General features: G+C 46.6%; 16 protein-coding genes. 13 read left to right on the forward strand and 3 right to left on the reverse strand.

All coding sequences use genetic code 11. The annotated features are described in order from the left end of the window. The first annotated feature begins 78 nt into the window (after window positions 1-78). The 7 genes from yabG to BM056_RS16890 all read left to right on the forward strand — a co-directional run bounded on the left by yabG (window position 79) and on the right by BM056_RS16890 (window position 6038). The gene (yabG, locus tag BM056_RS16860) at window positions 79-957 is read left to right on the forward strand and encodes a sporulation peptidase YabG (protein ID WP_092472579.1); all 879 of its coding nucleotides are present in this window, start codon (window positions 79-81) and stop codon (window positions 955-957) included. A gap of 59 nt (window positions 958-1016) precedes the next feature. After that, window positions 1017-2018 (forward strand): chymotrypsin family serine protease, encoded by a 1002-nt coding sequence (locus BM056_RS16865; protein WP_092472580.1) that lies wholly within the window; start codon window positions 1017-1019, stop codon window positions 2016-2018. A 54-nt stretch (window positions 2019-2072) separates the two neighbouring features. Continuing rightward, the gene (locus tag BM056_RS16870; protein WP_131820779.1) at window positions 2073-2465 is read left to right on the forward strand and encodes a hypothetical protein; all 393 of its coding nucleotides are present in this window, start codon (window positions 2073-2075) and stop codon (window positions 2463-2465) included. A 225-nt stretch (window positions 2466-2690) separates the two neighbouring features. Further along, window positions 2691-4235 (forward strand): DUF3794 and LysM peptidoglycan-binding domain-containing protein, encoded by a 1545-nt coding sequence (locus tag BM056_RS16875; protein ID WP_092472582.1) that lies wholly within the window; start codon window positions 2691-2693, stop codon window positions 4233-4235. A gap of 36 nt (window positions 4236-4271) precedes the next feature. Continuing rightward, window positions 4272-5366 (forward strand): SPOCS domain-containing protein, encoded by a 1095-nt coding sequence (locus BM056_RS16880; protein WP_092472583.1) that lies wholly within the window; start codon window positions 4272-4274, stop codon window positions 5364-5366. 100 nt (window positions 5367-5466) lie between these two features. Next, the gene (locus tag BM056_RS16885) at window positions 5467-5763 is read left to right on the forward strand and encodes a YbaB/EbfC family nucleoid-associated protein (protein WP_092472584.1); all 297 of its coding nucleotides are present in this window, start codon (window positions 5467-5469) and stop codon (window positions 5761-5763) included. A 17-nt stretch (window positions 5764-5780) separates the two neighbouring features. Continuing rightward, window positions 5781-6038 (forward strand): hypothetical protein, encoded by a 258-nt coding sequence (locus tag BM056_RS16890; protein ID WP_092472585.1) that lies wholly within the window; start codon window positions 5781-5783, stop codon window positions 6036-6038. Window positions 6039-6066: 28 nt separating this feature from the next. Here the strand turns inward: BM056_RS16890 and BM056_RS16895 are convergent, their stop codons facing one another. After that, window positions 6067-6582, reverse strand: a complete 516-nt coding sequence (locus BM056_RS16895; protein ID WP_092472586.1) for a hypothetical protein — start codon at window positions 6580-6582, stop codon at window positions 6067-6069. Between the two features lie 107 nt (window positions 6583-6689). On the opposite strand from BM056_RS16895, the gene BM056_RS16900 reads away from it, so the two are divergent. The 3 genes from BM056_RS16900 (at window position 6690) to BM056_RS16910 (ending at window position 8470) form a co-directional block, all read left to right on the forward strand. Next, window positions 6690-7325: a hypothetical protein gene (locus BM056_RS16900; RefSeq protein WP_092472587.1), complete on the forward strand. Its 636-nt coding sequence runs from the start codon at window positions 6690-6692 to the stop codon at window positions 7323-7325. 28 nt (window positions 7326-7353) lie between these two features. Next, window positions 7354-7587, forward strand: coding sequence for a heavy-metal-associated domain-containing protein (locus BM056_RS16905; protein WP_238456510.1), 234 nt, complete (start codon window positions 7354-7356; stop codon window positions 7585-7587). A gap of 436 nt (window positions 7588-8023) precedes the next feature. Continuing rightward, on the forward strand, window positions 8024-8470 hold the full coding sequence (locus BM056_RS16910) for a DMT family transporter (RefSeq protein WP_092472588.1): 447 nt from the start codon (window positions 8024-8026) through the stop codon (window positions 8468-8470). Here BM056_RS16910 and BM056_RS16915 read toward each other — a convergent pair. Both BM056_RS16915 and BM056_RS16920 read right to left on the reverse strand, forming a co-directional pair. Further along, window positions 8459-9178, reverse strand: a complete 720-nt coding sequence (locus BM056_RS16915) for a ZIP family metal transporter (protein WP_092472589.1) — start codon at window positions 9176-9178, stop codon at window positions 8459-8461. The genes BM056_RS16910 and BM056_RS16915 overlap by 12 nt on opposite strands. Window positions 9179-9201: 23 nt before the next feature. Further along, complete coding sequence (locus BM056_RS16920) at window positions 9202-9753, reverse strand: L,D-transpeptidase family protein (RefSeq protein ID WP_092472590.1); 552 nt, start codon at window positions 9751-9753, stop codon at window positions 9202-9204. A 368-nt stretch (window positions 9754-10121) separates the two neighbouring features. On the opposite strand from BM056_RS16920, the gene ispE reads away from it, so the two are divergent. The 3 genes from ispE (at window position 10122) to BM056_RS16935 (ending at window position 12489) form a co-directional block, all read left to right on the forward strand. Further along, entirely contained in the window at window positions 10122-10973 is an 852-nt protein-coding gene (gene ispE, locus BM056_RS16925; protein ID WP_174549971.1) for a 4-(cytidine 5'-diphospho)-2-C-methyl-D-erythritol kinase, read from the forward strand. Window positions 10974-11042: 69 nt separating this feature from the next. Next, entirely contained in the window at window positions 11043-11735 is a 693-nt protein-coding gene (locus tag BM056_RS16930) for a GntR family transcriptional regulator (RefSeq protein ID WP_092472592.1), read from the forward strand. After that, entirely contained in the window at window positions 11728-12489 is a 762-nt protein-coding gene (locus BM056_RS16935; RefSeq protein ID WP_092472593.1) for a nucleotidyltransferase family protein, read from the forward strand. Before BM056_RS16930 ends, BM056_RS16935 begins: the two co-directional genes overlap by 8 nt. The last annotated feature ends 43 nt before the right edge of the window (window positions 12490-12532 follow it).

The following is a 12532-nucleotide window of genomic DNA, read 5'->3' on the forward strand; positions in this document are numbered from 1 at the left end:
CCGAAAATGTTTCAACGTTTACTCACATCTTGAACCGGGATAGTCATAGTATGAAAAAAAAGTTGGAGGAACCTGCTTATGGGAGAATTAAAAGTTGGTGATGTGGTCGGGCGAAAGTCTTACGGGCTGGATGTATATTTTAAAGTGATGGATATTGTCGTAGATAATGAAAAAAAGATGGCACGTTTAAACGGACTTGATATGCGACTGTGTGCAACTGCCCCCATTGAGGACCTGGAAAAAATTGAATCCGCTAAAGTGGCTGATTACTGGCGCATGGCCATGGTTAAAAACCATGAGGCGATGCGGCGGGTTTTTACGCGGCGCAAACAAGAACGGGAAAGACAATTAATGCGGTCTGTGGAAGCTCATAAATCGTCAGTTGAAGTGGAAAGCTTCGATATTCCGGGCAGGGTCTTGCATGTGGACGGTGACGGTGAATACCTGGATCTTTGCATGACCACCTATCGTCAGCTAAGTATACCGGCTGACGGATTTAACATCCCTGAACGTGAGCAGGCGGAAAAAATTTTAGATTTATTACAAGAGCACCGCCCCGATTTATTGGTCCTGACGGGACACGACGGTTATAAAAAGGATACCAAGGATTTTTCAGATATCGGCAACTACTACAATTCTTTAAATTTTGTAAATGCGGTTAAGGCAGCGCGCCGTTATGAAAAAAGCAGGGATGATCTGGTTATTTTTGCCGGGGCCTGCCAATCCCATTATGAGGCGCTTTTAAAGGCAGGGGCCAATTTCGCCAGTTCACCCCAAAGAGTGCTGATTCATGCCTTTGATCCGGTTTTTGTAGTGGAAAAGGTGGCGTACACTTCTATTTACGATCCAATCCCCCTTAAAGATGTAATTACCGGCACCATAACGGGCTTTGACGGCATTGGCGGTATGGAAACACGAGGTAAACACAGGCTTGGAGTTCCACGGTCCCCTTATTAAGCACGGTAACCATTTTTACTTCCCGCGCATAAAATGGCATCAGTAAAGGAGGGAGTGATATGGAAAGGCATTATCGCACCCTGGAAAAAGTGCGCCACCGGATACTTGGTTTACCTAACGTCAGGGGTGTGGGTGTTGGATATAAGCGGGTTGGCCTGAGCAGAACCGATAAGCCCGCCATTATAGTATTTGTCGAGAAAAAGCTGCCGGTTGGGGATTTGCACCGGGACCACAGGATACCCAATAAAGTAAAAGGCCTGGCAACCGATGTGATTGAGATTGGCCGGGTAAAATTGCTGGAACGCCCGCAAAAATTGCGGCCTGCCGTGCCGGGCAGCAGTATTGGACATTACAAAATAACGGCAGGCACCTTTGGTGCTGTGGTAAAGGACAGCAAAACAGGGGAGAAGCTGATTTTGTCCAATAATCACATCCTGGCCAACGGAACTGACGGAAAAGATGGCAGGGCGAGTATCGGTGATCCAATATTGCAGCCCGGCGCTTATGATGGCGGTAAAGATAGCGACAGGATTGCGGAATTACACAGGTTTATTCCCCTGATTAGGGAATATGAACAGCCGGAATGCGCTGTGGCGGCAAAAGCGGCCAGCATCGGCAACAGTATTATTAAATTGATACGTCCCGCATACGAATTAAGGCTTTATAAATCTACACGTTCTTCCAACATGGTGGACTGTGCCGTGGCCAAACCGGTAAGCCCGGGTGTGATAGATGATAGAGTACTTGAAATCGGGCGGGTTGCGGGTGTAGGTGAGATCAAAGAAGGAATGACAGTGCAAAAAAGCGGCCGGTCCAGTGGGCTTACCAGCGGTGAAATTACAGCCAGAGGGGTAACTTTAAAGGTCGATCTTTCTGATGAAGAGGCGGGTTGGTTCAGTGATCAGGTGGTTTCGGATCTGGTTTGCAAGCCCGGAGACAGTGGCTCTCTTATAGTGGATCAGGATAACAGGGCTGTTGGTTTGCTTTTTGCCGGTTCGGATGCCTATTGCATATTTAACCGGATCCAGAATGTCATGGATTTGCTGCAAATTGAATTTTGAGTAGTCCATGTCTTTTTAGACTCGAGGTCGACTTGCCGGGGAGGGTTGCTTATTGTGAAAATATACCGAACGAATGATGTTGCATTAACGTTCCTTAACGATATTCCTGCTATAGGCCCTCGCTTGCCAAGTAAGGAGGATGCACTAAAAGTGGCTAAAAGTTACCTGGGCATGATTGACCAACTTTCCCGGGAAAAGAAGGGCAACCCCCGGTGCAGCATACGTTTTCTAAAACAATCCGATGGAAGATATACCCTGGTAATCAAGGGTACTGAAATGGCGCTGGAAACGTTGAGTAATCTGGATGAGCTTATGTTGCAGCGGTTTAAGAGGGGTCTAAAAAGAAATCTTTTTATTCTAACCTGCTTTTTTGACGAACCGGAGGGAAAGCTTTCGTGTTTGGCCCTGACAGAGGGAATGGGGGCCGTGCTTTATTCGCCAGGATAACGTGCCTCGGGGCATAAGTATGGAAAAGCGCGCTAAGGGAATTGGTTTAGCGCGTTTTTTATTCTAGTAATCTGCCAAGTTCACCATTTAAAACCAAATGAGTAAAAAATAGGACATTGAAAATCTTCTTTTTTTTTCCTTTTGCTCCTTCATACAAGATATTCTGCACATTTTAATAAGTCACTCATATACTATTATAGAAATCTCTTGAAAGGGGGAAGTATTATGGCTGCTAACAATGCACCGGTTAAGGAAAGAATTACGGTTAACCAGGTCGTAAGTGAAAATTTACAACAGGCGGTAGTGCGTGGGACCTTTAGAATACCTGATCCCAAGCCGGACGTAGAGCAGATTATTTCCACGGATAGAACGGCTACCGTAAAAAATACCAGCCTTTTACCGGATAAAGTAGTGGTTGAGGGACTGATAACTCTTAACGTTGTTTACGTAGCCTTTGAGCCGGCTCAATCAGTTCATTCAATGCACGGGCAGGTTCCTTTTACTGTTTACGTCGACCTGCCGGGTGCATTGCCGGACATGGACGTTAAAGTTGATGTTGTAGTTGAAGATGTCAGACTTGCTCCCAGCGATAAAGATGTGCGGTTATACAACGTGACGGCGGTATTAGCTGTTTCAGCCAAAGTCACCGAAACCCAGGATGTGGATGTGCTGGTTGAAGTGCCTGACAATATGGAAGCCAATTATGATTTAATTCATGTTGATGATGTGGTGGGCAGAGAAACCGCCCAGGTGATCATTAGTGACGAGTTTGACAATCCTCCCGAGAAACCGGAACCAGCGCAAATTTTGAATGTTGATACAACTGTTGTGATTACCGACGCCAGGATTGTGGCTGATAAAGTAATTGTTGACGGGGAAGTCACCCTGCAAGTTATGTATGTTGGTGCGGTACCGGAACAAACTGTGCATGATATGCATCATACGGTTACTTTTACCGATTTTATTGAAGTACCGGGTGCACAGCCGGATATGGATGCTGTAGTGGATGCAATGGTTGAAAATTGTGATGTGGAAATAAAAGGTGACCCGTACTTTTCGGCGGATTGCGTCATCCAGCTTAATGCCAGGGTTACCGAACCCAGGGAGGTCAGGGTCGTCACAGAATGTGCCGGAACTACGGTAAGAACCGTTGAGTTAAATGTTGAACGTTTAGTTGGTGAAAAAAGTTCACAGGTAGTAGTCCGGGAAAACTTTGCCGTCCCCGATGCCAAACCTTGCCCGGAAAAAGTGCTCAATGTGACCATTGATAAAACAGTAGTTACAGAGCAAAAGATTCTTAAAAACAAGGTAATTACCCGCGGCTACGTTGAGGTCAAAATTATCTACGTATCCATGAAACCGGACCAGGCTGTGCACGCCATGCACCAGCGGTTGAATTTCCGCACCTTTGTGGAAATTCAAGGTGCTGAAGCAGGTATGGATTTAGATGTTAGACCCGTAATTGAGTATATTGATGCAGAACCAGCAGATTGCGATATCAATATTGAAGCGGTGATCAAGGTCAGGGCCAGAGTTACTGAAACGATGCGCAAAGAGGTTTGCGCTGAGATTGTCGAAGAGGAAGAGGAAGAAGAATGCCCGGTTGGCCAGGTAATTAATTACACCATCAAGTCCGGTGATACGCTGTTCGAACTGGCGAACCGGTACAGCACTACCGTCAACCAGATTATTGCTCACAATCCGGGCATTGACCCCAACAATCTAAAGGTTGGCCAGGTAATAAAAATCCCCTGCGGAGCCAAGGGATAATGTTCAGTTCAATTAATTAATAAGGAGGTTCAATTTATGCCTATAGAGTACTTCTACAGTGAGCCAGATAATGTATTATGCGTGAAAGTTGACATTCCCGTTGTTTTGGCCGAAGAAGAAGTCCAGATTATCGTTGACAATATCGCTGCTCTGCCGGAACTGGCCCAGAAGGTGGATCATATTGATGCCCGCCTGGATGATTTTGATGCCAGACCGATATTTATCCATGAAAACGGCGACAGGTGGATCAGCGTTATTGAGGAAGAAGGTTGGGAGCGCTTTGGCTGGCACTGGTCTACACACAGACAGCCGGTAGTTAAAAAAGTGCTGGTCAGCGGCATACTGCACAAGCAAATATATTATGTTGACAAACATGATATAGTTAAGCACGTTGGTGAGGACATTCCCTTTGCCGATGATGTAACCCTGGATGTTGCTCAGCCCGTGGTTAATGAGGATAATGTATATATTAAACTAAAGCATAAGAAAATTGATATGCGCTGGGATTTAAGAAGGGGATCAAGGCTGCAGCAAACCGGTGTAATGATTTTCCAGGTCAAAGTTGTGGAAGACCGGCAAATTTTCGTTAATGTATGTCCGCAGTTGGACAGAAAGTGCGTTAAAGGGGTTAACCTGTTGAAGGACGGCGAACTGGAATCCTGGGGAACTGATACCACTCCCATTTTCTGGGGTGCCAGCAACGTTATCCGCGAAAATTCAGGCGCTATTTTAGGCAATGTTCCCACTAATTCCGCTTCCTTGTTCCAGACCGTTGACTTGGATATTGTCCCCACCGGGACATACCGGATGTGCTTCGATGCAACGGAGGTGACACCAGGCGGCGCAGCCACTTCGGCTTATACCCTGACCGCCGAAGTAGTGTTCTATAACAGGCATGGTAGGGTTGTATCCAGTGAGTCTCAGTCATGGACTGCCAGCCAGATTCCGGATAACTCCACCACCCGGTACTGCCTTAATGCCATGGCGCCGGAAGAGGCCAGGAGCGCCCTGGTGAGATTTACCTTTGATCCTAATTCTGCGGTTAATGCTGCCCAGGTATTAATTGACAATGTAATGTTAGAGTGCACCAGAGTTCAAAACCAGTATTACGAAAAGTATTACACCGGTTAATAGCAGGTTGTGGAAAGAGATGGTATTTATACCATCTCTTTTTTATGGATTTTCCACATATATTTGTAAAGAGCTTAAAATATAAGGGGGAGTACTAACCATGATGGGAAATATGGATGGTATGCTGCAAATGGTCAAACAACTGCAGGAACAGTTGCGAAATATGAATGTCAAGGTCAGTGCCGGCAATGGAGCTGTTCAAATAATCATGAACGGCAACCAGGAAGTTGTACAGATACATTTTAAACCTGATGTGCTGGAGAACCCGTCTCAACTGGCCCAGTTAACGGCAGAAGCGTTTAATGAGGGTATGCGGGAGTCTAAAAAAATGGTGCGGGAGGAGCTTTCCAAGCTGACTGGCGGTATGAATATCCCGACAATACCGGGACTGGTTTAGTGAAATGAGGCGGTATAATGCCGGATTCTGAAAAGGGACTGGAGCGAGCGGTTACCAGCTTGCTGGAATTAAAAAGCACATCCAATATGAGTGATGAACATTTTTTAATTATGCTGGGTATGATTAATTTGATGGAAATATTAAATCTTCTTGAACGCCGGGTGCCCGCCACACAAAAGGGTGAAGGAGGCCGGCGACCGTTTTCGCCGGCCGATGCCGCTCCTTTTATCGGCCTGTTCGGCGGCCCTAAGTTTAAGCAGCAAAATGAAAGTTAGGGCAGCAAATAAGCTGCCCTGAGCATCATTACCTGGTGAACCGGATAGTTGGCAGGGTTTTTGGGGGAGGTTCCATTGCCACTTCAATAGCTGGCGGAAATTTGGGGTTAATTGTCTTTTGGTTGTTCCCTTGATCGGAAGTGGCCGGAGGAGCCACGGCAACGTCTTCATCCGGTTTAGCTGCCTCGGGAATATCCACAGGAACGCTTTCATCTTGATCAGCCGTGTTTGAAGGATTCAGGGGAATACCTTCATTTGGCTTAGCTGCATCTGGAGGATTCACGGCAACACCTTCATTTTGACCAGCTGTGTTTGGAGGATTCACAGGAACGTCTTTATTTTGCTTGCCTGGGGTCGTGTTAAACTCTTGATTACCTCCTGATTTTTGTTTCTCGGGCGATTCTTTGGCGCATTTTCCAGTGTTACCGGTCGGTAGTACGGCAAACCGGCGCGTTTCGTAACTCAAGCTTTGAATACCTATACCAAATAATATTGGCATTAAAAAAAGTATTAACGGGTTAGCAAACTTTATTTGATTGTTCAAATAACCAAACCTCCTTTTATTTGGAAATATTTATTTTAAACATCCTATGAAGCATTTGAAGCATCTGTTACAACTAACATGACTCTTTGGGGAAAGGAGTGCTGTTTATGGCCGTTGAAGATCAGGAAAAAATGGAAAAAACCTTAATAAAATTGTTGGAATACCAGAAAGAACATAATATTAACAGCCAGGATTTAATGACTATGATGAGTTTAATAAGTTTAATGAGCATGATAGACGTTTTAAACAGGGATAAACCTGCCGGTGCGGCGAATCCCGATGCGAACAATTTGCAAGCTATGCTTGGGCCGCTTTTGGGATTATTGGCATCCGGTATGGGCAGTGCCGGAGGAGGGGAGGCCGGCAAACAACCACCATTTAACCCAGCTATGCTGTTCAATCTTTTGAGCGCTTTTGGGGGAGGGCAACCGAAGGGCGGGCAACCCAAAGGAGGGCAGCCGGATTTGTCAGGTTTAATGTGGCTGCTGGCACCTCTGTTTGGCGGGCAGGGCGGCGCTTTTAAGCAAGGTCCGGCCCAAAGCGATACAACTGCTCCAAACGGCCCGTCACAACCCGTGCAGCGGGAAATCAACCTTGATTTAAAAGAAAAAAAGACAAAAGAAAATAAACCGCAAGAAAGCAACCCTCCCACTGAGATAATCAAGAGTATCAGGGAAGATGAAAGAAAAGAAAAACTGCCTAAGCCCGGTGAGGTATTGGAATGGAAATTCGGGGTATCTTAAAGTTATAACCTTTTCGGGGGTGGGTAATTTGGTTGAGGCGAAAAATAGTGTCAGCATGTCAACCCGGGTAGGCGGGTTGAGCGATGAGGGTGGCAAAAAGGAAATTGAACACAATTTGATGCAAGTTGACGGAGTTCAGGATGTTCAGGTTTCTCTGGATGAAAAGAAAGTCACGGTAAATTTTGATCAAACTGTAATTAGTAATGACTATATTCTCCGAACGCTGAATTCGCTGGGGTATTCTCCGTACATTGAATACTGAAGAGGAGAGGGGACACACCTCTTCTCTGGTTTATTATTTGCGCGCGCCTAAATTAAACTAATTTGGGCGCGCGTTGATTTATTTGTTAAAGGGCGGTCCGTGGGCATTATTATTCGATTGACGGCAAATAATAAAGGTGTTGCTTATGATACCCGAAAGTGACTTTATATGCTTTAAGCAGGATGCAAAATAGATACCGTAGGCAAGGTGATCCGGTGGTTCCCGGAGTAAGCGTAGCACTGGATGCGGTCCATAGCCCGTCAAATCCCCAAAGCTTGACCCCGAAAGGGCGTAAAGTTTAGCCGGGCTGTTTGGTGTAAGCGTTAGCTACAGGTAACTATTAAAGATACAAGGAAAATTGCGCAGCGCACGGAGGGAACCACCGGAGCGCCAGATACAAGTAACTTAAAAACTTTTTTCAGTATAGGGGGATCTAATGAGCATAAAAGTTTTGGCCCTCTTGATCGCCGCTTTATCCGGGGTCACCATGGCGGTTCAAGGTTCGCTAAATGCCGCGCTGGGCAAAATTATTGGTTTGTTGGAAACTACGTTTATAGTTAACCTGGTGGGCCTGGTGCTGGTGGGTGTTCTACTCTTTGTTTTCCGCCTGGGAGGCGGGAACTGGCAGCATTATGCCGAAGTTCCCTGGTATTTTTATCTGGGTGGGGTTCTGGGGGTTATGATTACTTATGGAGTGGTAAAAAGCATTCCCAGTTTGGGAGTGGCGGTTGCAACCACTGCGATTATTGTCGGCCAGGTACTAACGGCTGCGTTGGTTGACCACCTTGGCTTGTTCGGGTTGGAAAAAATTCCCTTTAACTGGTACCGGGTGGCGGGCACCCTATTAATGGCTTCAGGTTCCTGGTTGCTTTTAAAGAAGTGAATGTATTCCATACATAAACAAAAAACCTGTCAGCAGACCGGTTAAGGCCAAAAAACCGTTGTTGCCCATTGATGCAGGCAGCAGTTTTTCAAGAATGATATAGATCATGGCGCCGGCCGCCAGGGCAAGCAGTAATGCATTCATCTCATGGGAAACTTGCAAAATAAACAATCCCAGCATAGTACCCAGGGGGGTGATCAGGCTGACCAGCGCGTTTAAGGCCAGAATAAGGCTGCTGCTGGCCCCGCCTGCCTTTAACGGTGCAGCTGTGGCCATCCCCTCCGGGATGTTGTGCATCCCAATGGCCAGCACTAGTACTGGGCCAAGCACTGCAGAGGCTGAGTATCCTGCGGCTATAGCGATTCCTTCCGGCAGGTCGTGCAGTGCAATCCCCAGTGCTATCAAATAGCCCATACGCAGATAAATTTGTTGCAACCGGCGTCCCGGCAGAACCTTACCCAGGGAATAATCCATTCCTGTAACGAAAAGAAAGCCGGTTATAAAGCCTGAAATACAAACAACCGGCTGTCCGTATTGGAGCGAAGTGGGAAGCAGGTCTATTATTACTACTGCCGCCATTATTCCTGATGCAAATCCAAGCAGCAGAGAAAGGGTACCGCTGCGCATTGGGCCGAAAAGCAGTACTGCTCCGGCGCCGAGGCAGGTTCCCAAGCCCGCAACGGTAGATTGCAACAATATTTCACCCAATAGAATCTTACCCCCGTTTCGGGTCAGGGAATTATAATCACCTGCCCCGGTTGAATTTGATCCGGGTTGCTGATGTTATTGACAGCAATTAATTCGTTTATAGAAACATTGAAGTCCCGTGCAATTTTCCAAAGAGTGTCACCGGATTTTATGGTATAAGTTTTTTTGCCCTGTGCGGGTTTATTGGTTTTTGACCAGTCAACAGCCATAGTGCTGTTGATATGTACCGGAGTGCCTATGAAAACATTGGGAAAAAGCTCTTCAACGTGATGGTTAAACATGCGTACGCAGCCCAGTGAAGCCGCAGTGCCGATAGAAGCAGGGTTATTAGTGCCGTGAATGCCATAATTTCCCCCGGGTATGTCCATGCCCATCCACCTGGTGCCCAAAACTCCCCCGGGGTTAACGATTTTGCTTTTAATTTTGTAAAAACCATTAGGAGTGGGGGTGGTCTGTTTACCTACCGCCACCGGGTATTCTTTGATCAACCGGTCACCGTCAAAATGGCTCAAACGTTTGGTTACAGTGTTGATAGCAAGGCGCTTGCTGGCGCTGCTTGCTTTATCCGAGCTCATATTATCCCTCCCTTAGGAATAAAATAATTAGAGTAGTCAGGAGACAGAATTCAGGAGTCAGAATGAGTAAAGTTGATCCAGTGCATTCTTGAGTTTTAATCGTCTGATTTAGCTGGTAACTAATAAAGAAGACTTGGTTCAGGTGGGGTTTTGACCCCACCTGAACCTTAGTCGCGGTTAACGAGATAAAAATCAGAAATATAGTTATAAAACCGTGCTTGTTACCATTTTTTATATTCTGACTCCTGACTCCTGAATTCTGAATACCTAAAACTAAATATATGATAAAAATTACTGGATAATGAATTCTTTGGCTGCTTTACACCCTACTTGCCTGTCCGGTATATATTGGATATACTTTAATTGTTATGCAGGTAAAAGCTTATGCAAAAATCAACCTGGTACTAAATATAACCGGGGTTAGAGTCGACGGTTATCATGAATTGGAAACTGTCATGCAAACTCTGGCCCTTCATGATGTTCTGGAGCTAAGCCCGGCAAATTGTATTGATCTTGCAGTAGAGGGTGCTGATTTGCCGTCCGGGCCGGAGAATCTTGCCTACCGGGCTGCTGATTTGTTGCGTCGTGAAACCGGCTGTCGCGAGGGAGTCCGGATCAGGTTGATCAAAAAAATTCCGATTGCGGCGGGTTTAGCCGGCGGGTCGGCGGATGCCGCCGCAGTCTTGCGCGGTCTTAATCGGGTTTGGGAGTTGGGATTAACCCGGGAAGAGCTGCTAAAACTGGCCGCCAATATCGGCTCTGATGTTCCTTTTTGTATATCCGGAGGTACCGCCTTGGCCCGGGGTAGAGGGGAATTAATTGAACCCTTGCCTGATTTGCCTCCCTTTGGTGTTCTGTTGGTTAAACCGCCTTTTGGCGTGAGTACTGCAGAAGTATATCGGAGTTACGATCAGACTGTCGATCAAATTGAGCCCCGCTGCTTAAAAATGGTTGAAACGATCAGGCAGGGTGACACAGACCAAATTGCCAGCCTGCTGGACAACGACCTGGAAGCGGTAACGACGACAATGCACCCGTTAATCGGCGCTATTAAAAAGGATCTGCTGGCTGCAGGGGCCCGGGGTGTTTTGATGAGCGGCAGCGGTCCAACTGTATTTGGCATTTTTCATGACTGCAACACCGCAGCAGAAGCTGCCGGGAGATTAGGCCGTGGTAACAACTGGATCTGTGCCACAAAGTTTTCCAGTCCAACACTCTAGCTGGTTCGACTTGCTTGGGAAGACTAAAAAAGGTAAAATAAGTGAAGTAATTTTAAGGAGGCGGGGGGAATGGAACAACCCAGGTTGGTCCCCATTAAACTTGATAATTATAAGCCCCTGCGGGAAATAGTTTTCGAGACATTGCGTGAGGCAATAATTCAGGGACGCCTTGAACCGGGCGAGCGCTTGATGGAAATCCAATTGGCCGAGGAAATGGGTGTCAGCCGCACCCCGGTAAGGGAAGCCATCAGAAAACTTGAGCTGGAAGGTTTTGTGGTGATGGTTCCCCGCAAGGGAGCCTACGTTGCAGGTATATCGGTTAAGGATATAGTTGATGTTTTTGAGGTCAGGGCGGCACTGGAAGCACTGGCGGCCGGACTGGCAGCGGAGAGGGCTACCACCGAAGAATTGGAGGAAATGGAAAGAGCCGTTTTGCTGAATTACGAAGTCAGCCACGGCAAGAATATTGATACCCTGGTTGAGCGTGATATCAGTTTCCACGATCTGATCTACAAAGCCAGCCGCAACCAACGGCTAGTTCAAATTGTGACTCATTTAAAAGAACAAGTACAAAGATTCCGTACCACGTCTTTGGCCCTTCCGGGCCGCGGCAGACACGCAGTGGAGGAACACAAAAATATTGTTGAGGCCATTAGCAGCCGCAATGTCGAACTTGCCGGCAGTTTGGCCCGGGAGCATATCGATACAGCTGAACAATTATTTTTAACCGCCATGGGGGAGGTCAAGGAAAAATATGATTGACGCCCTGGTTCTTGCTGGCAGTCCTAACAATGGAGCGCTGAGTTCTTGCAGCAAAGCGGCGTATGAAGCCATGATTACCATAGGTGACAAGCTCATGGTGCAATACGTGATTGAGGCAATAAGAAAATGCGGGCAAATTAACAGGGTTGCTATTGTGGGGCCGCGCAACGATCTGGCCAAGTATATCAATGAAGATGATCATATTATGCTGATTAACCACGGCAGTGAACTAACCGAAAATGTGCTCCTGGGGCTAAACAGGTTGCCGGGTTCTAAAAGAGTTTTATTATTTACTTCAGATATTCCGTTGATAACGCACATTGCCATTGAAGATTTTATTATGCAATGTGAAAAAGTTGAAGCCGATCTTTATTACCCTATTGTGCCCAGGGAAGTTATTGAGAAGAGATATGCTTACTGCAACCGGACTTATGTCAGCTTAAAGGAAGGGGCTTTTACGGGGGGTAATATGTTTATGTTTAATCCCGGCATTATAGAGGAATGCATGCCCAGGGGGCAAAAGCTGGTGGAAGCAAGGAAAAGCCCGATCAAATTGTGCCGAATTGTAGGGATCATGTTTTTAATTAAGTTTTTAATGAGAAATATAACATTAAAGGAAGCGCAAACCAAGGTATCCCGGCTTTTGGGAATTCACGGCCAGGTAGTAATCAGCATGTATCCCGAAGTCGGGGTGGATGTTGACAAACCCAGCGATTTGGACCTGGTAAATGCGTATTTAGGTTTGGCCCAATAGGAAGATAGAGGCCCCTGCCGCCGGCGCGGTACCAGCGGCAGGG

Source organism: Desulfotruncus arcticus DSM 17038, from assembly GCF_900113335.1.
In the GTDB taxonomy this organism is placed as follows: Bacteria; Bacillota; Desulfotomaculia; order Desulfotomaculales; family Desulfallaceae; genus Desulfotruncus; species Desulfotruncus arcticus.

Bases quoted from the DNA above. Each gene is read 5' to 3' on its own strand.
- yabG (WP_092472579.1), top strand. From the start codon at position 79: ATGGGAGAATTAAAAGTTGGTGATGTGGTCGGGCGAAAGTCTTACGGG.
- BM056_RS16865 (WP_092472580.1), top strand. From the start codon at position 1,017: ATGGAAAGGCATTATCGCACCCTGGAAAAAGTGCGCCACCGGATACTT.
- BM056_RS16875 (WP_092472582.1), top strand. From the start codon at position 2,691: ATGGCTGCTAACAATGCACCGGTTAAGGAAAGAATTACGGTTAACCAG.
- BM056_RS16880 (WP_092472583.1), top strand. From the start codon at position 4,272: ATGCCTATAGAGTACTTCTACAGTGAGCCAGATAATGTATTATGCGTG.
- BM056_RS16885 (WP_092472584.1), top strand. From the start codon at position 5,467: ATGATGGGAAATATGGATGGTATGCTGCAAATGGTCAAACAACTGCAG.
- BM056_RS16890 (WP_092472585.1), top strand. From the start codon at position 5,781: ATGCCGGATTCTGAAAAGGGACTGGAGCGAGCGGTTACCAGCTTGCTG.
- BM056_RS16900 (WP_092472587.1), top strand. From the start codon at position 6,690: ATGGCCGTTGAAGATCAGGAAAAAATGGAAAAAACCTTAATAAAATTG.
- BM056_RS16910 (WP_092472588.1), top strand. From the start codon at position 8,024: ATGAGCATAAAAGTTTTGGCCCTCTTGATCGCCGCTTTATCCGGGGTC.
- BM056_RS16920 (WP_092472590.1), bottom strand. From the start codon at position 9,753: ATGAGCTCGGATAAAGCAAGCAGCGCCAGCAAGCGCCTTGCTATCAAC.
- ispE (WP_174549971.1), top strand. From the start codon at position 10,122: ATGCAGGTAAAAGCTTATGCAAAAATCAACCTGGTACTAAATATAACC.
- BM056_RS16930 (WP_092472592.1), top strand. From the start codon at position 11,043: ATGGAACAACCCAGGTTGGTCCCCATTAAACTTGATAATTATAAGCCC.
- BM056_RS16935 (WP_092472593.1), top strand. From the start codon at position 11,728: ATGATTGACGCCCTGGTTCTTGCTGGCAGTCCTAACAATGGAGCGCTG.